Origin of the sequence: Ensifer sp. Root142, assembly GCF_001426785.1 — a bacterium.
In the GTDB taxonomy this organism is placed as follows: Bacteria; Pseudomonadota; Alphaproteobacteria; order Rhizobiales; family Rhizobiaceae; genus Ensifer; species Ensifer canadensis.
The window spans coordinates 593,114-615,275 of the sequence record NZ_LMFK01000001.1; the positions used below are offsets into that span (position 1 = coordinate 593,114).

The 22,162-nt window shown below is 62.4% G+C and carries 17 protein-coding genes and 1 pseudogene; 8 read left to right on the forward strand and 10 right to left on the reverse strand.

What is annotated here, in order from left to right:
- Positions 1-124: 124 nt before the first annotated feature.
- From dhaL to ASD52_RS02945, 6 genes are all read right to left on the reverse strand, one after another.
- The gene (dhaL, locus tag ASD52_RS02920; RefSeq protein WP_057222808.1) at positions 125-766 is read right to left on the reverse strand and encodes a dihydroxyacetone kinase subunit DhaL; all 642 of its coding nucleotides are present in this window, start codon (positions 764-766) and stop codon (positions 125-127) included.
- A 15-nt stretch (positions 767-781) separates the two neighbouring features.
- A complete protein-coding gene (locus ASD52_RS02925) occupies positions 782-1,774 on the reverse strand; it encodes a dihydroxyacetone kinase subunit DhaK (protein ID WP_057222809.1) in 993 nt (330 codons plus the stop codon).
- Positions 1,775-1,804: 30 nt separating this feature from the next.
- On the reverse strand, positions 1,805-2,578 hold the full coding sequence (locus tag ASD52_RS02930; protein WP_057222810.1) for an SDR family oxidoreductase: 774 nt from the start codon (positions 2,576-2,578) through the stop codon (positions 1,805-1,807).
- 60 nt (positions 2,579-2,638) lie between these two features.
- Positions 2,639-3,625, reverse strand: a complete 987-nt coding sequence (locus ASD52_RS02935) for a substrate-binding domain-containing protein (protein ID WP_057222811.1) — start codon at positions 3,623-3,625, stop codon at positions 2,639-2,641.
- Between the two features lie 86 nt (positions 3,626-3,711).
- On the reverse strand, positions 3,712-4,716 hold the full coding sequence (locus ASD52_RS02940) for a sugar ABC transporter permease (protein ID WP_057222812.1): 1,005 nt from the start codon (positions 4,714-4,716) through the stop codon (positions 3,712-3,714).
- Between the two features lie 58 nt (positions 4,717-4,774).
- Entirely contained in the window at positions 4,775-6,253 is a 1,479-nt protein-coding gene (locus ASD52_RS02945) for a sugar ABC transporter ATP-binding protein (protein WP_057210108.1), read from the reverse strand.
- A 301-nt stretch (positions 6,254-6,554) separates the two neighbouring features.
- On the opposite strand from ASD52_RS02945, the gene ASD52_RS02950 reads away from it, so the two are divergent.
- From ASD52_RS02950 to ASD52_RS02975, 6 genes and pseudogenes are all read left to right on the forward strand, one after another.
- Positions 6,555-7,625, forward strand: a complete 1,071-nt coding sequence (locus tag ASD52_RS02950) for an HlyD family efflux transporter periplasmic adaptor subunit (protein WP_057222813.1) — start codon at positions 6,555-6,557, stop codon at positions 7,623-7,625.
- Positions 7,625-10,411 (forward strand): ribosome-associated ATPase/putative transporter RbbA, encoded by a 2,787-nt coding sequence (gene rbbA, locus ASD52_RS02955; protein ID WP_057222814.1) that lies wholly within the window; start codon positions 7,625-7,627, stop codon positions 10,409-10,411. Before ASD52_RS02950 ends, rbbA begins: the two co-directional genes overlap by 1 nt.
- Positions 10,412-10,413: 2 nt before the next feature.
- Positions 10,414-11,526 (forward strand): ABC transporter permease, encoded by a 1,113-nt coding sequence (locus tag ASD52_RS02960; RefSeq protein WP_057209922.1) that lies wholly within the window; start codon positions 10,414-10,416, stop codon positions 11,524-11,526.
- 3 nt (positions 11,527-11,529) lie between these two features.
- Complete coding sequence (locus ASD52_RS39675; RefSeq protein WP_057222815.1) at positions 11,530-11,745, forward strand: hypothetical protein; 216 nt, start codon at positions 11,530-11,532, stop codon at positions 11,743-11,745.
- Positions 11,739-12,053, forward strand: a pseudogene (locus ASD52_RS39680) (hypothetical protein); the annotation flags it as partial. The gene ASD52_RS39675 and the pseudogene ASD52_RS39680, both read left to right, overlap by 7 nt.
- Positions 12,054-12,164: 111 nt before the next feature.
- The gene (locus tag ASD52_RS02975; RefSeq protein ID WP_057222817.1) at positions 12,165-12,785 is read left to right on the forward strand and encodes a pentapeptide repeat-containing protein; all 621 of its coding nucleotides are present in this window, start codon (positions 12,165-12,167) and stop codon (positions 12,783-12,785) included.
- A 154-nt stretch (positions 12,786-12,939) separates the two neighbouring features.
- Here ASD52_RS02975 and ASD52_RS39685 read toward each other — a convergent pair whose 3' ends face one another.
- The 3 genes from ASD52_RS39685 to ASD52_RS02990 form a co-directional block, all read right to left on the reverse strand.
- Positions 12,940-13,194: a hypothetical protein gene (locus ASD52_RS39685; RefSeq protein WP_057222818.1), complete on the reverse strand. Its 255-nt coding sequence runs from the start codon at positions 13,192-13,194 to the stop codon at positions 12,940-12,942.
- Positions 13,195-13,310: 116 nt separating this feature from the next.
- Positions 13,311-13,832, reverse strand: coding sequence for a hypothetical protein (locus ASD52_RS02985; RefSeq protein WP_057212808.1), 522 nt, complete (start codon positions 13,830-13,832; stop codon positions 13,311-13,313).
- Positions 13,833-13,920: 88 nt separating this feature from the next.
- A complete protein-coding gene (locus ASD52_RS02990; protein WP_057222819.1) occupies positions 13,921-14,277 on the reverse strand; it encodes a hypothetical protein in 357 nt (118 codons plus the stop codon).
- Positions 14,278-14,630: 353 nt separating this feature from the next.
- Between ASD52_RS02990 and ASD52_RS02995 the strand changes: the two genes are divergently transcribed.
- Positions 14,631-20,504, forward strand: coding sequence for an alkaline phosphatase D family protein (locus tag ASD52_RS02995; RefSeq protein ID WP_057222820.1), 5,874 nt, complete (start codon positions 14,631-14,633; stop codon positions 20,502-20,504).
- Between the two features lie 27 nt (positions 20,505-20,531).
- Here the strand turns inward: ASD52_RS02995 and ASD52_RS03000 are convergent, their stop codons facing one another.
- Positions 20,532-21,440: an SDR family oxidoreductase gene (locus tag ASD52_RS03000; protein ID WP_057209914.1), complete on the reverse strand. Its 909-nt coding sequence runs from the start codon at positions 21,438-21,440 to the stop codon at positions 20,532-20,534.
- Between the two features lie 89 nt (positions 21,441-21,529).
- Here ASD52_RS03000 and ASD52_RS03005 point away from each other — a divergent pair, with 89 nt between their 5' ends.
- The gene (locus ASD52_RS03005) at positions 21,530-22,129 is read left to right on the forward strand and encodes a TetR family transcriptional regulator (RefSeq protein ID WP_057223376.1); all 600 of its coding nucleotides are present in this window, start codon (positions 21,530-21,532) and stop codon (positions 22,127-22,129) included.
- Positions 22,130-22,162: the final 33 nt, after the last annotated feature.

Below are 22,162 nucleotides of genomic sequence, written 5' to 3' on the forward strand. Positions count from 1 at the left end.
CAGCAGCTGGTATGACTGTCGTCGCGGTGTGCGATCCCGCTGTTTTTGAGCGGGATCGCACCGGCCTTGGGAGGCGAAGGTGTCTGGCGAAGGCACGGAACCGTGCCGTCGCCTTCGGCAGGGGTTACGTCAGGCGTGCGCGTGCGCCCAGCGAAAGTTCCTTCAGGATGATCGCGCAGGAGGTCGCACCGGCGTCGAGCACGCCGAGCGAGCGCTCGCCGAGCCGGCTGGCGCGGCCGATCTTGGCGACGAGGTCGCGGGTCGATTCGCGGCCAGCTTCGGCTGCGGAAACAAGCGCATTGAGCGCCTCGTCGAACGGTTTGCCGCTCGCGGTCGCACCGTCAAAGGCTTCCACGGCCGGAACGAGCGTGTCGATCAGCGTCTTGTCTCCGACCTTGGCCGAGCCGATCGACTGGATGCCCTCGAGGCCGGCATGCAGCATGAGGCTATAGGTTGCCGCATCGATGGCAGGCACACCGTCGAGCTTTTCGGCGAACTCGGTGAACATCACCCCGTAGAGCGGGCCCATGGATCCGCCGATCTCGGTCATCAGCACGGTTCCGAGCGTATCCAGCGCCTCGGACAAGGTTGCCTCCTTGCCCTTCAGCCGATCGGCGGCCATGCCGAAGCCCTTGGCCATGTTGACGCCGTGGTCGCCGTCGCCAATCTTGCCGTCGATCTCGCTCAGATAGGCGCGGTTCTCGATGATGCGCTCTGCGAGCGACAGCACGATCGCGCCTGAGTTGGCGTTGCTAAACGTCTGCATGATGCGCCTCTTTCGTCACAGGATGGTGGTGCAGCGAACCTCGACGTCGAGGAGCGCCTTGAGTTCGTCGTCGAGCGCCAGCACGGTCAGCGTGGCGCCGACCATTTCCAGCGAGGTGAAGTAGTTGCCGATATAGGTCCGGTAGATGCGAAGACCGCGACCGGTGATTTCCTTCTCGATCGTGTCATTCAGGATATAGAGTTCGTTGAGCGGCGTTGCGCCGAGACCAGAGACCAGCACCGCGACCTCGGTACCTGACGCCAGGTTGTGATCGTCGAGCACGATCTGGCACATGTCCTTGGCGACGTCGTCGGCGGTCTTCAGCGCTTCGACGCGTACGCCCGGTTCGCCGTGATGACCGATACCGACTTCCATCGTGCCGGGCTCGATCTGAAAGTTCGGATGGCCGACCGCCGGAAGCGTGCATGGCCCGAGACCGACGCCGATCGAACGGCAATTGTCGATGGCCTTCTGCGCGGTTACACGCACCTCCTCGAGGCTTGCGCCTTCAGCCGCCTTGGCACCGCCGATCTTCCACATGAAGATTTCGCCGGCCACGCCGCGGCGCTTCTCGCGCTCCTCCGGCGGTGCCGAGCAGACGTCGTCATTGGCAACGACGGTCAGGACGTCGATGCCGTCCTTGGCGGCGAGCTTCATCGCCATCTTCACGTTCATGTTGTCGCCGGCGTAGTTGCCATAGAGGCAGACGACGCCCTTGCCGCCATTCGCTTCACGGATGGCATCATGGAAGCTCTTGGCGGTCGGCGACGAAAAGAGTTCGCCGACGGCGACCGCGTCCAGCATGTTGCGGCCGGTGTAGCCGATGAAGGCAGGTTCGTGGCCGGAACCGCCGCCGGTGACGACGCCGACCTTGCCGGCAACCGGTGCGCCCTTGGCGACGACCACGCGCGGGTTGTCAGCCAGGCGCACGATGTCGGAGTGCGCCTTGACGAAGCCCTTGACGGTGTCCTCGACCACCTCGTCGGGATTGTTGATGAACCTTTGCATGGTGTCTCCTGTAGATGGGGTCGTGCGTCGTCAGAGAATGGTGTAGCCGCCGTCGATCAAGAGATCGGCGCCGTTGATCATGTCGGCTCCCGCCGACGACAGGAACACGGCAGCGGCCGCGATTTCCTCGGGATAGGCGAAACGGCCGGCCGGAATGCGCTTCTTGGCGGCTTCGCCCTTTTCGCCGCTCCAGGCCTTCTTGCCGAGTTCGGTCAGGACGATGGTCGGCGAGATGGTGTTGACGGAGATGCCGTGTTTGCCCCATTCGGCCGCAAAGGTCTTCGACATGCCGATGACGCCGAACTTCGAGGCGCAATAGGCGACATGGTCTTCGATCGCGACGGTACCGGCCTGCGAGGCGAGGTTGATGATCTTGCCGCCCTTGCCGGCGGCGATCATCGCCCGGCCGACGGCCTGGGTGACGAGGAAGCTGCCCTTGAGGTTGATGGCGATGGTCTTGTCCCAGTAGTCGAGCGACAGCTCTTCGGCAGGCGCCAGAAGCGCTACGCCGGCGCTGTTGACGGCGATGTCGATGCCGCCGAAAGCGGCGACCACGCCCGACACGGCCGCATTGACCGAGGCTGGGTCCGAGACGTCGCAGACGAAGGGTCTTGCATCAGCCCCGAGAGCCTCGGCTTTTGTGCGCGCGGCATCCTCGTTGATGTCGAGCACCGCCACTTTCGCGCCCTTGGCGGCAAAGGCGCTGGCAATCGCCGCGCCGATGCCGGAGGCACCGCCGGTGACGAGGGCAACCTTGCCCGTCAGCGGGAAATTGAGGTCGATCTGCGGTGTGGTCTCGGTCATGTCGTTTTCCCTCGGCGGTTGGAAAGCGGGGCGGGCAGGCCGCCCCGCTTGAGTTGGCGATTACTTGCGGGCTTCGAGCAGCTTGTCGACGTTTTCGGTCGTGACCGGCGTCCACGGAACGTTGTATTCCTTGTCCTTGCCGTCGTTGAACGGCATGTCCGGATACTGCGCCCAGATGTCCGACTGTGGCTTGTAGTCACCCTTTTTCGCCTGGAAGATCGCGAGGTCGAGCGCGCCCTGTGCCTGCGCGCGGGCATCCTGCAGGATCGAGGTCATCGTGCCTTCCTTGACGGCCGTCAGGGCATCGGTCACGCCGTCGATGCCGGCAATGGCGAAGTCGTCGACCTTGAGGCCGGCCGACTTGATCGCTTCGATCGCGCCGAGCGCCATCTCGTCGTTCTGGCCGATGACGCCGTTGATCTGGCCTGAATGGGCCGTCAGCCAGTTTTCCATCAGGGTCTGGGCTTCGGCGCGCGACCAGTTGGCCGTCTGCTGCTCGAGAACTTTGACGTCAGGGCACTCGGCAAGCGCCTTCTTGTTGCCCTCGAGGCGGGAGATCTGCGCCGACTGGCCGATCGGGCCTTCGATAATGACGACGTTGCCCTTGCAGCCGATCTTGTCGAGCACGGTCTTGGCTTCCATGTAGCCGGAGACGGTGTCGTCGGAGCCGACATAGGCGGTCAAGAGGTCGGAGTTGACGCGGGTGTTGGATCCGACGACCGGGATCCCGGCATCACGCGCCGCCTGAACGGCGGTTGCGCCGGCCTCGATGTCGATCGGCACGAAGATGATCGCGTTGAACTTCTGCGTGATCATCGTGTTGAACTGTTCCTGCTGGACCAGCGCGTCGTAGCGACCGTCAAACACGGTCAGTTCGACTTCGCCACTCTTGACGGCGGGGTGCTCTTCAAGCGCCGCCGACCAGATCTGCATGAATTCGGCATTGAGTCCGTAGGGCGCTGCACCGATCTTGAGCTTTTCCTGCGCGACGGCTGATGACGCGAAGAGGGCCGTGGCGGAAGCCAGGGCGATCACGAGTTTCTTCATGCTACTCCTCCATATTGTGGTTTCCGCGACCTTCATGGCGCACGGATTGGTTCATGGCAGCCGCTCGGCGGCCAATCTCTTAGGGGTCAAAGACCCTGATTGCGTTTCTGGTCGAGCATCACGGCGCCGACGATCAGCGCGCCCTTGAGGACCTGCTGGTAGTAGGATTGGATGCCCATCAGATCGAGGCCGTTGTTCATTACGCCGATGATCAGCGCGCCGATCAGCGTTCCCGTCACCCGGCCGACGCCGCCCGAAAGGCTGGTGCCGCCGATCACGACCGCGGCGATTGCGTCGAGTTCATAGGCGATGCCGGCCTGCGGCAGGGCCGAGCCCGTCCTGGCAGAGAGCATCATGCCTGCAAGGCCCGAAAGACCGCCGGAAATGACGTAGACGAGGAAGCGAATGCGAGTGACATTGATGCCCGAGGTTTTGGCCGCATGCGGGTTGCCGCCGACGGCGTAGATGTAGCGGCCGAAGCGCGTGCGGGTCAGGATCCACCAGGAGGCCAGGAAGACGATCGCCAGCAGGATGACCGGCATCGGGATGCCGAGGATGTTGCCCGTTCCGATCCAACGGAATTCCGGCGTCAGCGCCGGCACCGGCTTGCCGCCGCCATAGATCAGCGTCGTGCCGCGCGCCGCAGACAGCATGCCGAGCGTGGCGACGAAGGCCGGAACAGAGAAGCGCGAGACGATGAAGCCGACGATGATACCGCAGGCGACGCCGACGAGAATGCCGATCGCCAATGCGATGAAGAAAGGGTAGGGCGCGCCGGCGATGCCTGCCGTCGCCGAGGTCGTCGCGAAGCTGGCGCTCACCATGCCGGCAAGGGCCACGACCGAGCCGACGGAAAGATCGATGCCGCGCGTCAGGATGACGAAGGTCATGCCGATGGCGAGCACGCCGTTGATCGACGTCTGCAGCAGCACGTTCGAAATGTTGCCCGGCGTCAGGAAATATTCGTTGGAGAGCGAAAGGATGAACGCCAACAGCAGGAAGGCGAGAAAGATGCCGTATTCCTGGATCATCGTGCCGCGGTTTTCGGCATTGAACCAGCTGCTGGACGATTTGTTTTCGATATTGGACACGGTTCTCAGGCCCCTTTGATGTCGGACAAGCGCTTCTGGCGTCGATCTCGCGGGTGGTTCAGGTCGACAGGTGGACGAGCGAACGGGCGTCGGTCGCCCGGCGGTCATAGATGCCGGCGGATTTTCCCTGGCGCATGACCAGGATGCGATCGGACATGCCGAGCACCTCGTCGATCTCCGAGGAAATCATGACAACGGTGCCACCGGCCGCGGTGAAGTCGCAGATGATGCGGTAGATTTCGCGCTTGGCACCGACGTCGACGCCGCGGGTCGGCTCATCGAGCAAGAGCAATCTCGGCTGGCGCAGGAACCATTTGCCGAGCACCACCTTCTGCTGGTTTCCGCCCGAAAGGCCCGAGACCGGCATCGTGTCGCGGGCGGCCTTGATGCCGAACCGGGCGATCATCTGGGCGCTTGCCGCGGCCTCGTCCCGGCGCTTCATGACGAAGCTCGGGCTCATCTCCGGGAGGCTTGCAAGGCAGATGTTGCCGCGAACGCTGTCTGCAAGGTTGAGGCCGCTCACTTTCCTGTCTTCGGTGACGAAGGCGATGCCGCTGGCCATCGCGTCGGCTGGCTTGGTGACGTTGACCGGTTCACCTTCGAGCCTGACGTCGCCTTGCGACGGGCGATCGAGGCCGAACAGGCAGTTGAAGATTTCCGTGCGGCCGGAGCCCATCAGCCCGTAGATGCCGAAGATTTCGCCCCTGCGCACCGAAAACGAGATGTCCTCGATTTTGCCCGGCAGCGTCAGGCCCGAAACCTCCAGGCCGATCTCGTCGGTCGGGTCGTTGGTCTTGATATATTCTTCGCCAAGTTCGCGCCCGACAATCATCTTGATCAGGCCCGGGCGGTCGATATCGGCGAGCAGGCCGCTGCCGACATAGCCGCCATCGCGAAAGACAGTGTAGCTGTCGGCAATCTGGAAGATCTCCGACAGCCGGTGCGAGACGTAGACGACGCCCTTGCCTTCGGCCTTGAGGCGGGCAACCGCAGCGAAGAGGTGCTGAGCTTCCTTCTCGCCGATCGCCGATGTCGGCTCGTCCATGAAGATGACTTCGGCTTCATGGCTGAAAGCCTTGGCGATCTCGACCAGCTGCATCTGCGCAACCGAAAGGGTCATCATCGTCTGGGTTGCACGGATGCCGAATTCGAGCCGATCCAGCAGTTGCTGGGCATCCCGGTTCATCTTCTTGAAGTCGATGCCGCCGAAGCGCCCCGAGGGCTCGCGGCCGAGATAGATGTTTTCGGCGACCGTCATATGCGGGACGGGGCTCAGTTCCTGCTCGATGATGGCGATGCCGGAGGCGAGCGCTTCGGCGGGGTTGCCGTAGTGCACTTCCTTGCCGCGGCGCCAGATTGTGCCACCGTCGCGCTGCTGGATGCCCATCAGGATCGACAGAAACGTCGACTTTCCGGCGCCATTGCCGCCGCAAAGCGCATGAACGGAGCCGGCTTGAAGCTCCAGGCGGCCGTCGCGCAATGCAGCAACGCCCCCGAATGATTTCTTCAGCCCTTCAACCTTCAAAAGCGGTTGCATGGTGTCCTCCCACGCTGCGATGGCGATTTTGCCACCATCGAGTTCGACAAAAATCACACGATGATCGACATCTGTCAATATCAGCTTTTTACTTTTGATTTTTTCAATCGTCTTTTGTCAAATGGCAGTGCCTGTCTTGAGCCCAATTGACATGAGTCAATGCGATGACCTGCTCCTTCGCGTCTGCTTTAGCGATCCGTTTACGCCGCGGTGACGGTTCCCCGCGCCAGGCCTATTCCCGGTTGTGTTTGGGTGACCGCGGTCTATTGTCGTGGGATGCATTTGAAGGTGGGACGCTGATATGGAAAAAGCCCGGAAGAATTGGCTCGTGATCGGTCTGGTCGTTCTTGCGCTGGCGGGCGGCTACTACGCCTGGCAGAATCTGGATCGCAATGCGCTACCCGCCGGGATCGCCAGCGGCAACGGACGCATCGAGGCGGTCGAGATCGATATCTCGACGAAAACGCCGGGCAGAATCAAAGAGATCATGGTGGACGAGGGGGACTTCGTCACTGCCGGTCAGGTGCTTGCCCAGATGGATACGGTCCAACTGGAGGCCCATAAACGGCAGGCGGAAGCACAGGAGAGGCGCGCCGTCATCGGCGTCGAAGCGGCAAAGAACCTTGTGACCCAGCGCGAGGCGGAAAAGGCGGCAGCCGACGCCGTTCTGGCACAACGCCGGGCACAACTGGACGCTGCCGAGCGGCGGCTCGCCCGTTCCGAGCAGCTCGTCAAGACGAGCACGGTTTCACAGCAGGTGCTCGACGACGACCGGGCGACGGCAGAGGGGGCAAGAGCTGCCGCCAGTGCCGCGGAAGCCTCGCTCGCCGCGTCGAATGCGGCGATCAATTCGGCGAAATCCCAGGTCGTCGATGCCGAAGCCTCGGTCGAGGCAGCCAAGGCATCGGTCGAAAGCATCGTCGCAGACATCAACGACAGCACTCTGGTCTCGCCGCGTGATGGCCGCATCCAATATCGTGTCGTCCAGCCCGGCGAAGTGTTGGCGGCGGGCGGCCGTGTGCTCAATCTCGTCGATCTCGGCGATGTCTACATGACATTCTTCCTGCCGACGGATCAGGCGGGGCGTCTATCGATCGGCAGCGAGGTCCGTCTCGTGCTGGATGCAGCGCCGCAGTACATCATTCCCGCCAAGGTTTCCTATGTCGCCGATGTCGCGCAGTTCACGCCGAAGACGGTCGAGACGGCCGAGGAGCGGCAGAAGCTGACGTTCCGCATCAAGGCGCAGATCCCCAAGGAACTCCTGAAGAAGTATATCCGCATGGTGAAAACCGGTCTTCCGGGCGTTGCCTATGTGAAGGTCGACCCCAATGCTGAGTGGCCGGCGAGCCAGACCGGCACGCTGGTGCAGTGATGGCGGATCCCGACCGGGCCGGCCTGCCGCCGGCGGAGCCCGTGGTTCGCCTGAGCGCCGTCACGCTTTCCTATGGGAAGACGAAGGCGCTGGACGACGTGACGCTCGATATACCCTCGGGCTGCATGGCCGGCCTGATCGGGCCGGACGGGGTGGGAAAATCGAGCCTGCTCTCTCTCGTCGCCGGTGCACGCGCCGTGCAGGGCGAACGCGTCGACGTGCTCGGCGGCGACATCGCCGATGCCGGCCACCGGCGCCGCACCTGCCCGCGCATCGCCTATATGCCGCAGGGCCTCGGAAAAAACCTTTATCCGACGCTTTCTGTTTTCGAGAACGTCGATTTCTTCGGCCGTCTGTTCGGCCACGATCGCGAGGAGCGTAAAAAGCGGATCGCAAGCCTGCTCGAAAGCACGGGTCTGGCTCCCTTTGCGGAGCGTCCTGCGGGCAAGCTTTCCGGCGGCATGAAGCAGAAGCTTGGGCTCTGCTGCGCGCTGATCCACGATCCCGATCTCCTGATCCTCGACGAGCCGACCACCGGCGTCGACCCCTTATCGCGCCGCCAGTTCTGGGAACTGATCGACGACATCCGCACTGAGCGGCCGGGTATGAGCGTCATCGTCGCAACCGCCTATATGGAAGAGGCGGCGCGCTTCGACTGGCTGGTGGCAATGGATGCCGGCCGGGTGCTGGCAACGGGCACGCCCGGTGAACTGCTTGAAAAGACTGGCGTCGACACGCTCGACGCCGCCTTCATCGCCCTGCTTCCCGAGGAGTTGCGGCGCGAGCATCATGACGTCGTCATTCCGCCGCGCCCGGAAGGTGTTGGCGAGGATATCGCCATCGAGGCGAACAACCTCACCATGCGCTTTGGCGATTTCGTCGCGGTCGACAATGTCAGCTTCCGCATCGGCCGCGGTGAGATCTTCGGCTTTCTCGGCTCCAACGGCTGCGGCAAGACGACGACGATGAAGATGCTGACGGGCTTGCTTGCCGCCAGCGAAGGCACGGCAAAGCTGTTCGGCCGCGAGGTTGACCCGCGCGACATGGAGGTCCGCCACCGTGTCGGCTACATGTCGCAGGCCTTCTCGCTCTATACCGAGCTTACGGTTCTGCAGAACCTCGAACTGCACGCCAAGCTTTTCGGCATGGCGGCCGATACCATTCCTGACCGAATCGAGGAACTTGCGGCACGCTTCGACCTCTCAGGCGTGATGGAGGCTTTGCCGGACGCGTTGCCGCTCGGCGTGCGCCAGCGGCTCTCGCTCGCGGTCGCCCTGATCCATTCGCCCGACATCCTCATCCTCGATGAACCGACATCGGGCGTCGATCCCGTGGCGCGTGACAGTTTCTGGCAGATCCTCGTCGACCTCTCCCGCAACGAGCAGGTGACGATCTTTATCTCCACCCATTTCATGAACGAGGCGATGCGCTGCGATCGCATGTCGCTGATGCATGCGGGCAAAGTGCTGGTGAGCGATACGCCCGCCGACATCATGAAGAGCCGCTTGGCAGCGACATTGGAGGAGGCCTTCATCACCTATCTGGAAGAGGCGATCGCCGGGGCGAAGCAGGCGGCTCCCGCGGTAGTTCGGGCAAAGGCCCCCTCGGAGCCGGTCGTCAAGCCTGAGGCCCCAAAGCGGCCCGCCTCGAAATCGGGGTTTTTCGATGTCGGGCGCATGTTCAGCTATACCCGCCGTGAGGCGCTGGAGCTGGTTCGCGATCCGATCCGGGCGACGCTTGCCACCATCGGCACCGTAATCCTGATGTTCGTCATCGGCTACGGCATCAACATGGATGTCGAGGACCTGACCTTCGCGGTGCTTGATCATGACCAGACGACCACCAGCCGCGAATACATTCTCGAGATCGCCGGTTCGCGTTACTTCATCGAGAAGGACCCGATCACCGACTACGCCGACCTCGACCGGCGCATGCGCAACGGCGAACTCAGCCTGGCGATCGAGATCCCGTCGGGTTTTGCCCGCGATGCGGCCCGTGGCGATAAGGTCGAAATCGCCGCCTGGATCGATGGCGCCATGGCCAGCCGGGCCGAAACGGTCAAGGGCTATGTCCAGGGGCTGCATGCCCATTGGCTGACCGGCAAGATCCGCGAACGCTACGGCAATGCGGCAACCACCGGCACCTTCAAGATCGAGACGCGCTTCCGCTACAATCCTGACGTCAAGAGCATCGTCGCCATGGTTCCCGTAGTCATTCCGCTTTTGCTGATGTTGATACCGGCCATGCTGTCGGCGCTCAGTGTCGTGCGCGAGAAGGAACTGGGGTCGATCGTCAATCTCTATGTCTCGCCGGTGACGCGGCTGGAATTCCTGGTCGGCAAACAGATCCCCTATATCGCGCTCGCAATGCTCAACTTTGTTCTGTTGACGGCGTTCGCGATCTTCGTCTTCCGGGTGCCGTTTACCGGCAGCCTCCTGACCTGGACGGTCGCGGGACTGATCTATGTCTCGGCGGCGACGGCGATGGGGCTTGTCATCTCCACCTTCATGTCGAGCCAGATCGCGGCGATCTTCGGCACGGCGATCCTGACGCTCATTCCGGCGATCCAGTATTCCGGCATGATCGATCCGGTCTCGTCGCTTGAAGGGGCAGGCGCATTCATCGGCCAGATCTACCCGACCACGCATTTCATGACGATCGCCCGCGGCACCTTCTCCAAGGCGCTCGGCTTCAGCGATCTTGCCGGCGCCTTCGTGCCGATGCTGATCGCGGTGCCGGTGCTGCTCGCCATCGGCACCCTGTCCCTCAAGAAGCAGGCGAGGTGACGATGCGCCTGTCCCACATCTATCAACTCGGCATCAAGGAACTCTGGGGCCTCTGGCGCGATCCGATCCTGTTGATCCTGATCGTCTATTCCTTCACGCTGTCGGTCTATACCGGCTCGACAGCGATGCCGGAAACGCTCAATCGGGCGGCCGTCGCCATCGTCGACGAAGATCGCTCGCCGGTTTCGACGCGGATCGCCACAGCTTTCTATCCGCCCTATTTCGTGCCCCCACAGATGATCACGCCGGCGGAAATGGACCGGCGTATGGACCAGGGCCTCGACACCTTCGCCCTCGACATTCCACCGAATTTCCAGACGGATCTCTTGGCCGGGCGTTCGCCGACGATCCAGCTCAATGTTGATGCGACGCGCATGAGTCAGGCCTTTTCCGGCAATGGTTACATCCAGCAGATCGTCACCGGGGAGGTCTCAGGCTTCCTCGATCGCCATCGCAGCGAACAGTCACTACCGGTCGATCTTGTTCTTCGTGCGAGGTTCAATGCCGAGCTGAACAAGGGCTGGTTCGGCGCCGTGATGAACGTCATCACCAACATCACCATCCTGTCGATCGTGCTGACAGGTGCTGCCCTCATCCGCGAGCGCGAGCATGGGACGGTGGAGCACCTGCTGGTCATGCCCGTGACCCCGTTCGAAATCATGGTCAGCAAGGTGTGGTCGATGGGACTTGTGGTGCTGTTGGCCTCGGCGGTTTCGCTGGTCTTCATCGTCAAAGGGGTGCTCGCCGTTCCTGTGCAGGGCTCATTCATCCTGTTCCTGCTGGCAACGGCCCTGCAACTCTTCGCCACCACGTCGATGGGCATCCTGCTTGCGACCATCGCCGGCTCCATGCCGCAGTTCGGTCTGCTGCTGATGCTGGTGCTTCTGCCGCTGCAGGCTCTCTCCGGCGGCATGACGCCGCGCGAGAGCATGCCTGAAATCATCCAGACCATCATGCTTGCGGCGCCGAACACCCATTTCGTCATTCTGGCCCAGGCAGTTCTTTTCCGCGATGCAGGGCTGGACGTGGTCTGGCCGCAGCTCCTTGCTTTGCTGGTGATCGGCGCCATTCTCTTTGCCTTCGCCATGCGACGCTTCCGGGCATTCCTGAAATAGCTCATGCGCCACAAGCCTCCAGCCAAGCGACGGAGGATATGCGCGATCTCATCGACGAGATTCCAGCTCATTTCGACATGCATCGGGTGGAAAACTGCCGGCCATGGTGTCGTTCATGGCGGCGATCGCTTCCAAGGGGCGGTCCGGCTCGACGATGCAAACATCGCGGCGATCGAAAAACTCACCGATCTCGCGCCGCTGCATCAGCCGCAAGGCTGACCTATAGGCGCACCAATCACGAGAATTTCCACGTACGCGGCTTCATCGAGGAAGGCACGACCACGATGCCCTTTGACATGACGGTGCTCAACGAGCTCGACCGTTTTCATCTGGCGCTGGAGGCGATCGCCCGGGTTTCGGGGCTGGCGGAAAAGGTAGCGGGTGTCGTCGTCGAACTTCACGGCAAACTCGACGAGCACCATCGCTATGTCCGCGAACATGGCGAGGACATGCCGGAGATCCAGGGCTGGCGAGGGCTGGCGCTGGCCGGGCTAATCTTCTCCGGTGCGGTTTGTGCAGCCCGTTGAAGGCGCTGACGGAGTGCTCTACAGCAATAGACCGGCAACGGCAGTCAAGGCCGATGCAAGGGCCGCCATCGTGCGCCAGACGATGCTTGAATTGGGGAAGGGCGGGGGAAAATGGCCGAACGCAAACACGGAGAAGCAGTCCCCGCAACGGAAACCACCCTTGCGGGCGTAGACTGGTACGGTCTGGATATCTCCGACCGTAACCATAGCCGAACGCTTTTCTCGGATCTTGATATGACCGAGGCAACGAGCGCCGGTGCCGTCTTCAAGGAATGCACCTTCCGTCGCGCCAAGTTCAATTGCTCGCGCCATGAGGGCAGCGCCTTCATCAACTGTACCTTTGTCGGCTGCAATTTCTACGACGTCATCTTCAACGACTGCAAATTCGTCGGCAGCATGTTTGACGGCTGCAAGTTCGACGCGATGAGGGTCAAGGGTGGGAACTGGTCCTTCGTCGGATTGCCGGGCGCGGACCTTCGCAGTGCCGTTTTCGCCGACACGGTCATGCGCGAGGCCGACCTCACTGGCGCGCGTTGCGACGGCGGAACGATGAATGGGCTCGACTTGTCGGGTGCCTGGCTTCACAGCGTCAATTTCAGCGGATGTGATCTGCGCGGTAGCGATATAAGTTCAATCGAGCCTGAAACGGTGACGCTGAAGCGCGCCGTCATCACGATCGAGCAGTCGGTGATGATCTGTGAGGCTTTGGGCCTGGTGGTCCGGGCGTCTTAGAGAGCATTTCCAGGAAAAGGGCGAAGCGGTTTTCCGTCAGGAAACGTGCAAGAACAAAGGGATAGAGCGTTTCCAGAATTCCGCCTAAACCGGAAGCGCTCTAAATCGCCTTCCAACGATTTGTGTGTCGATCGGCAGGCAGGCGGAACCTCGTTTAGTTTCGCGGTTCGCCACTCGGCGCATAGACCGTCTTCTGCTTGAAGGCGAAGATATGGCCGCAGCGGCACCGCATCATGTGTTTGGCAGGATCGCTCGACGGGCGCTCCGTCGAAAAGCCCGTTGGCATCTGGTCGATGAGAAAACCACGGGTCCTGCTTTTCGGATCGTCGTTCTCCGAGGCTTCTGCAAAGCCGGACGCCCCACATTTCGAGCATTCCAGTTTTCTCGAATAACGATCTCTCGACACGATTGTCCCAATCCAAAATCAACTCGGCACCCGGACTATAGGAGGCGAGAGGCGCGTTCAAGGCCGTCGACGGAAAACCGCGCTAGGCTGAGGCCGGGTTGACGGCGGCCTGTTGCCGATCAGACAGTATCCTGTCGGCGCCGTATCTCGGCTGCGATGGTCGCCTCGTCCTGCCGGAGCGACAGGCGCCTGGCTGCGGCAAGACCCTGAGTCCAGGTCGACAGCGCGCGCTCCTTGCTGTCGTCCAGCCAATGCGCCAACCCGCACCACAGCCCGTATTGCGCCGTACCCACCGGGAAGACCCGGCAATAGCGCGAAAGCTCATGCAGAACCTGGCGCTCCCAATGACCCCATTGCTCGTACTCGCGCGATAGCCCCTCCTCCCGGCCGCGAAACAGCACTTCGACGCCGGAGATGCCGATCAGCGCGCTGTGGGAGGAGGGCCGGCGCATGGCGCGCAGCAGACGAAGCGTGTCGACGGCGGCCTCGACGCTTTCTGCGTGCCTGCCGATGCGGGCGAGCGCCAGCGCCAGCGCACCGCGCGCCGATATCTGTGCGGCAAGATCGACGGAGCCGAGCATGGCCGAGGTGATCAGCCTGAGCACCTCCACCGCCTCGCGCGGTCGATCCATGTGCAGCACGCAGAGCGCCTTGCAGCGCAGGGCCCATATTTCCTGCTGGATGTTCCGGCGTTCTGGGCCCGCGATAAAAGCGTCAGCGCCGCAGGCTCTAACGCGCTCCAATCTCCGCGATAATAGAGCGACCAGAAACGGATGCCCTGCGCATTGCACCAGCGCAGCTGGTCTCCGGCGCTGAGAACGAGCGTCCGAGAACCTCGCCGCCCCGGCTGCAGATCTGTTCGGCGCAGCGGGCGTAGGAGAGCGTGAGCAGTTTCGGGATCTGGTCCAGGCCGTCCTGTCCGCGCCGGGCCAATTGTTCGACGAGGGCCGTGTAGCGCGACACATCCACGAACAGCACCGCGGCCGGAAATGCGACGGCTGCCGGGCGGTCGCCATTGGCGCCGTGGATCCTGCCGAGCAGTTCCAGCGGCAGGAAGCCCTCCAGGAGCGGATCGTTTTTTCCCATGACTTCTTTCTCACGGCTGCAGAAAGACGGAGGAAGCGCCGGGGCGCCCAATTCGCTCACACGATGGGGTGAGGAGCCTACTACTTCTGGATTAGTGGTTCCCCTCTCACGTATCTGCAGACTTTCGCATATAATTCACCCGGCGCTAAGAGGGGGGCGTCAACCTCAGTCGAAATCAGGACATGGGTCGGAAGGGCCAATGCGGCGCTTTGTGCTCATGTACAACCCAAGGTTAAGTCGATATCTTCTGGCTTCGACGCATGAAATGGATGCGAGCATATTTTGCGGGCGTGGAAAGACCGGAAGAAAGGCGGCTGCGACCGAGGGTGGCGGCACATCTGGTGGAGAACTCTGTGCAGAGAAGCGACATTGGCAAAGGCAGATCGCAGACCGACAAAGGATCGGAGGCCGTCATCGACGAGGCGTTGCGGCAGCTTGCCGGAGAGGTCGGCATGAGCGACCTCGACACGGAATCGAAAACGGCCTGGATATCGCAGGGATTCGAACGGTTGGTCGATCGTGTTCGCAAGGCGCCCGCCAATGTGCACTTCGATGTCCTGATCATCGGCAGCGGGTATGGCGGTGCCGTTGCCGCATCGAGCTTCGCCGGTCGCATGCATGAGGGCAGGCCGATCTCCGTTGGCGTGCTCGAGCGCGGGCGTGAATATCTGCCAGGCTCGTTTCCGACAGGGCTTGGTGAATTGCCGCGCCATATTCGCAGCGACAACAACAAGGAGGGCCTGATCGACATAAGGATCGGTGCGGAGGTCGTTACCGTCGTCGCCAATGGCGTGGGCGGCGGCTCGCTGATCAATGCCGGGGTCATGGAAACGCCGCTGCCAAGCATATTCCATAGGGGATGGCCAGCGGCCCTCAAGGACCTCTCGGTCTGGAAATCCTATTTCGATCGCGCCCGTGATCTGCTCGGCAGCACCATCATGGGCACCCCAAACACCATTGCAAACCATGTTGATGGCGTGCCGCAAAAGTTTCGCTCCGTTCGCTCCATCGCCCCGGACGGCAATTTCCGCCCCGCCTCGATCACGGTCGCGATGAGCGACACCGTCAGTTCGGGCAATGTACGCCTTAACAAATGCGTGCGCTGCGGCGATTGCGCCACCGGCTGCAATGGGGGTGCGAAGAACTCGCTCGACGTCAATTTGCTGGCGCGGGCACACGAGTACGGTGCGGAAATTTTCAGCGGTGCGACCGTGCTGACCATCGCCAGGGATGGCGAGGCGGGCTGGATCGTCAACAGCGTCTACACCGACGCAAAATTGCGAAAGCGCGATGGCGGGACGGTGCCGATCAGGGCGCGCAAGGTCGTGCTTGCCGCCGGTACTCTCGGCTCCAGCGAAATCCTGATGCGGTCACGCGGATTGGGCCTGCAACTGCCCGACAAGAACCTCGGAACACGGTGCTCGACCAATGGTGACATGCTGGTTGCCGACTATGCCACTACAGCCACTGTCAACACTGTCGCGGATGAAACGGTCAAACCCTCGGCCCGGGCGATCGGGCCGATGATTACCGGCGTGATCGACCTGCGTGCCTCCGCCGGTGTCATGATCGAGGAAATGTCGGTGCCGGCCGCCCTGCGCATCGCCTTTGCCGAGGTTTTTGCCACGCTCAATACGCTGCACGGCCTCGCCAGGCATGACGGCAGCCGTCACCGGCCGGGGTTTCCGGATGACGATATCTACGCAGTGCCGCCGGCACGCATCGGCCACTCGGCCCTCTACGCCGTCATGGCCGATGATGGCGCGGCGGGCCGGATCGAGCTCGACGGCGATCTCATCGCGACCGATCGCGACGGCATCGCGCGGATCCGCTGGGACAAGCTGCAAGGCCTGCCGATCTTCGACAAGGAGATCGAGGCGCTCGCGGCGCTGACCAAGAACTCAGGTGGCCGCCTCATCCCCAATCCGGTCTGGAAACTGTTGCCGGCCGATCTGACCTGGCTGCTCAAAGACCAGCGCGGACCGTTGGCAACCGTCCAACCGCTTGGCGGATGCGTGATGGCCGATACCGGCGCGGACGGTGTGGTCGACCATCTGGGGCGCGTCTTCACATCGGCGGATTCCGATGCTGTGTATGACGATCTCGTCGTGCTCGACGGATCGATCATTCCAACGGCCCTTGCAACGAACCCTGCCTTGACGATTACCGCGATCGCGCTACGCGCGGCCGAAACGTTGGCGGACGAGTGGGGCTATGCGGCGGCCGAAGCCCGGCCCATGGGTCCACCACTGGTTCGTCCGGTCTTTCGCAGCACCGACGTCGCCGCACGGGCGCAGTCGAGCGAAGTGGAAATCACCGAACGGCTTGTCGGCCCCATTCGCCTGAAGCCCACGGATGGGGTCGAGGAAACCCGGATCGTCGAGCTGACCATGCGGTTTACACCGACGAGCCTTGGACAATTGACGCCGAACAATGGCGGACATCCGATCCTTCGTGTCGCGACCGAAGTGCCGGATCGCGCCATCAGAAGCCAGATCCGGATCTTCCCTCGGGAGGTCTGGGAAACGCTCGAGACAACCTGGTTGCCTTTGCATGTGAAGGAGCAGCGACTCGACGCCGCCGTCGAGTTCAGCGCGCCGATTTCCGGCAGCCTCAGGATATTCGAGCGGCAGGAAAGCACGTTGCTTGGGCGGGTGTGGCGTGCCGGCAAGGCGTGGACGCTGAACCGGGGCCTTCGCGACGGCTACCAGGCTCTTGTCGATGGGGATGACGGCCCCGGTATCTGGTCGCGGCTTAAATCGGCTTTTGCGATCGCCAGCCGCTCCGGCGAGATCAGGGCGCTCAGCTATGATCTGACCATTGGGCCACGGGACGTCGGCGGCAAGATCACGCTTGCTGACAACCGTATCGTCGGCACCAAGACCTTCACCTATGAGAGGCGCTGCAACCCCTGGCGCCAACTCATGGAGGTGAGGCTCGACAGGTTTCCAGGCCTCAGCGCTGACAGCGGCGAGCGCGTGCTGAAACTCGATGTCGGCTATCTCGCGCGGATCGGCCTGCCGTTATTCCGGATCGTCAATCAACGCGATGGCGCCAACACCATCGGCGAATTGCTGACATTCTTCGGCTTCGTCACGCGGCTTCTGCTTGGTCTGCACATCTGGAGCTTTCGTTCTCCCGACCAGGACAAGCGGTCAAGCGAGGCGATCGTCAACCGCCTGCCGCCGACCACCCTGAAGCTGCCTGGCGGCGCATCGATCACCGCCGAACTGCACCGCATCGCGCTTGCGCCCGAACGGCCGGATGGCGGAGGCAACGACATCCCCGGCGAAGTGCGGCTGACGCGCTATCGTCATCCCAACACCAAGAAGCGGCCGCTGGTGATGTTCCACGGCTATAGCGCCAGCGGCACGACGTTTGCGCATCATGCGGTCAACCCCAACTTCGCCAGCCATTTCTGGTGCACCGGCCGTGACATCTGGATCGCCGATCTGAGAACCAGCGCTGGTCAGCCGACCGCGGCGCAGGCCTGGAGTTTTGACCAGATCGGCAATGTCGACGTGCCGGCAGCCCTGAAGACGGTGGCGGCGACGTCGCCGGACGGAACGGTCGACGTGATCGCCCATTGCATGGGAACCGTCGTTTTCAGCATTGCGGTTTTGAACGGCCATGCGACCGGGCTCGTCAATCGCGCGGCGTTCACGCAGGTCGGCCCGCTCGTGGTCTTCGCACCGGCCAACATCTTTCGCGCCTATGTCGTGCGCTATCTCATCGATTTCCTGCCGGACTGCTACAGCTTCAACCCGAAGGAGCCGACACTGGCCGACGATCTTCTCGATCGGCTGCTGTCGACACTGCCCTATCCCGTCGAGGAATTCGACGTCGAAAATCCGCTATGGCCGACGAAACGAACGCCCTGGACGCGGACGCGGCACCGCATGGACGCGCTTTACGGTCGCGATTTCAACGTGCGCAACATGGAGCCCGAGATGCTGCGCTATATCGACGAGCATTTCGGTCCGCTGAGCCTGTCGACGGTGTCGTCGACACTGCATTTCGTGCGCTATTCGACGATGACGGACTTTCATGGGCGCAATCGCCTGGTCTCGCGCCAGAATCTGGAAAAGCACTGGTCGTTCCCGACCTTCAGCGTGCATGGGGCGGAAAACGGCCTGTCGCACGTCTCGACCGTTGATCGCATGCGCCAGATTTTTGGCGATGCTGGTCGGGTCTATAGGCCTCCCTTCGTCAACCCGGGTGCGGGCCATCAGGATGCTCTGGTGGGAACGACGCGTCATGCGACCTTGCAGCAGATCCAGCAGTTTCTCGACGCCGACATACCGACGGGTGTAATCAAGGCCGACAGCGAAAAAGTGGTCTATCCGCCCTGGATCGGTCCGATCCTCACTGAAGAGCGCCCGAAGACGCCGGCGCTGGTGATCCGCCTTGGTTCGGCGCCCTCGCACCGGGCGACGGAAGCCGCATTGTTGCTGCGCATCCGGCTGGTCAACGAACGTATCTGTCGACCGGATGATGCGGCGAAGCCCTGGGATATCCAATATCTCATCGAACACCTTGTGGCCTATACCTCCAAGGCGCTTGAAGACGATGGCTGGGACGCATTCGAAGCCCCGCTGCCGGCCCGCATGCCGGGCAACGCTGGTGCGGGTCGCGGCAATGCGCTTCTGGTCCTGTTGGTCTACGACGAGGATGCGGCGTTGGCGGCACCGGACCTCGATCATGAGGAGCCACCGCCGCCGCTTGAACCCATTGCGGCACCACCGCCGGTGATCGTGCTGCGCGAGACCGCCGCTCCGCGTGATCCGATTGCTGGTCCTGGCGGCGGGCTGTCGTTGTCGACCTTCGATTTCGACAGGCATCTGGCACAGCCCGGCCGTGCCGGGCAGGGGCCAGCCTACGGCTATTTCGTTGCCGATATCGCGAAGAAGCAGATGCGCCGGCTGGATCCGACAGGTGCGGGCAATGCCGCGAGCAAGCAGGCGATCGCCTTTGCCTTCAGTCGATTTGAAGAAATGGCCGTCGCTGTGGAGCGTGCGCTCGCCTTTCCCACTCCGAATACAAAGCGGCAGGGTTTCATGCAGGCAGCGCCTCTTCCCGTTGTCGAACAGGATTTCGACTTGAGGGACGGCGTCATTCCCTACGATCCGCCGGTGCAGCCGCCCCTGGAACCGACGCCGAACGGCACCAGTTTTACGCTGTCGTCGTGCCAGTATCCGGCCGGATTTCTCGACGAGGCCGTCGCCTACCATTCCTATCGCCGCATCGGCGAGCGGCTCGAGGCCAATGTCGGCATCAAGCCGCGCTTCGCGCTTTTCGTCGGCGACCAGGTCTATGTCGACCCGACAGCGGGCCTTTATGACCCGACCCGGCGGGACGATCGATATCGTCTGCCCTATGAAGCCTGGCTCAACCAGCAAAGCGTGCGCAACGTGCTGCGGAAGATCCCGTCCTTCATGCTACTTGATGATCATGAGATCGACGACAATTGGGAGCCGATTTCCGATCCCGACGACGATGACAACGCCGAAAAGGTGACGCGGGGCATCGAAGCCTACAGGAAGTATCAGCGCGGCATGCATGCCAAGCTCGAGATGTTCGATTTCGACGGCTTTCATTTCTTCATGCTCGACACACGGACGCAGCGCACACACCGCAAGGTCGGCGACGGTCTTAGGACGGCGGCGATGATTGTGCCGGCGACGATGGACAGTTTGAAGCAATGGCTGTTGCTGGCGCCCGCACCGAAGTTCGTGGTGTCGCCGGTGATGTTCCTGCCGCGGCATCGGCGCGCCATCCAACGCGACCGCAGCCTGTCGTGGACGAACCTGAGTGCGCTGCATTCCGACGGCTGGGACGGTTATCCCAACACGCTTCGCGAGGTGCTTGCCTATATCGCCGAGAACCGGGTCGAGCATGTGGTGTTTCTCTCGGGCGATGAACATCGAGGCTGCATCGCCACCGTCGATCTATGCGATGAGGATGGCTCTCTCATCACTCGTCTACACTCGATCCACACGGCGGCGATGTTTGCGCCCTATCCCTTCGCCAACGGCATCGACGAGGAGATCGTCGACAGCGAGGCGATCGAGATCCGAAATGGTGCGAAGACCTACCGCTGCGTCGTCAATGCAACGCGCCCGGCGGCTGGAGACGGGGCGACATTTCTGCGTGTGCGTGCCGCTGCCGCCGGTTGGGAACTCGATTGCGAGTTCGGTGACGGTGCGATCCAGACACTGACGATCTGATCGCTGGACGCCTTCGCGTGAGATGTTTCAGCGATAGCCCGTCGCGTCGGCGGGCTTGTTCTGCTCCATCACCTCGCGCATGTAACGCCAGCAATCGGGGCGCGAGCCGTCGAGGTCGGTGAAGCCGTATTCCTGGGCAAGGCTGCCGCTCGACAGCGATTGCCCGTTCCACCGGGCCTTCTGCGGATCCGCGGCCAGCGCCGCGATGGCGCGGCCGACGAAGCGTGGACTTTCGGAAATGACGAAATGCGGCTGGATCTTCGTTGCCTCTCGCCAGGTTTCTTCCGTCACTTGGAAATGCTCCAGCATCATTTCAGAGCGCATCCAGCCCGGGGTAATCGAGATGGCCGTGGCGCCGTACGGTTCCAGATCCTTGGCATGTGCCCAGGCCATGCGGTTGGCCGCGACCTTGGCGAGGTCGTAGAAGGGCGAGAGCCGATAATGCTCGGCATTGTACTCGGCCGTTCCGTCCGTCACCTCGACAAGCAGCCCGCCGCGATTTTCGATCATCAGCGGCAGGGCATGGTGGGCGGTGATCAGATGCGTGTCGATCGCCAGGCGCAACAGCTTCAAGCCGTTGTCGAGATCATGTTCCCATACCGCCTTGTTCCATTCGAACAGGTTTTCTCCACCCCAGACGTCGTTGACGAGAATGTCGAGCCGACCGTGCTCGCGCCGGATGCGTTCGATGAGAGCCTTCACCTGCGTGGATTGCAGGTGGTCGACCTGCACCGCGACGCCTTCGCCGCCGAGTTCGCTGACGAGTTCCGCCGTCTCCTCGATGGTTTCGGGGCGCTTGTATTCCGACTGCTGGCTTCTCGTGGTGCGGCCGGTGACATAGACGGTTGCGCCCGCCGCACCGAGTTCGGCGGCAATGCCGCGTCCGCCGCCGCGAGTGGCGCCTGCGACCAATGCAATTTTTCCCTTGAGCGTCATATTTTCCTCCATCGGTGATCGAGGCCATCTGGTCGTGGCTATGAGAATAGGATATATAAACGATTATTCGGTTATTAATGAGAGTCAAGATGCCACGCCCCAAAACAATGCCTGATGAAGATGTGTTGGCAGCCGCGTTGGCGATCATGCATGCGAGCGGCCCGGAGGGCCTGACCTTCGCCGCTCTTGCCACGAGCACCGGGCTCTCCGCCTCCACCCTGGTCCAGCGGTTTGAGAACAAGCAGCACCTCGTTCGGCGCACGCTTTTGCAAGCCTGGGACGGGCTCGACCGATTGACTTCAGAGCTTTCCGCGACCTTGCCGAAGACACCGGAAGGCGCCGTCGATCTGCTCGTCGGACTGTCCGGCGACTATGGCGGCATCGAAACCTATGCCGACGGGCTTCGGATCCTGCGCGAGGATTTGCGCGATCCGGCGCTTCGCGCCCGCGGCGCGCGATGGCGCGATGCGCTCTCACAGGCGCTGGATGAACGCCTCTCCGGTCCATCGGGGCCGGTACCCGGCATTGGCCTCCTGATGGCGTCCCACTGGCAGGGGGCCCTGCTTTGGTGGAGTTTCGATCCGCAGATCCCGGTTGCGGATTTCGTCCGGCAGAGCCTGCGCCGTTTCGTGTCGGTCCTCGCCACAGGCGCATCCGCTCCACCGCTGCTTGAAGTGCTGCGCGACTGAGTCACGACAGGACCGGCCGGTCACCCGGCTTCA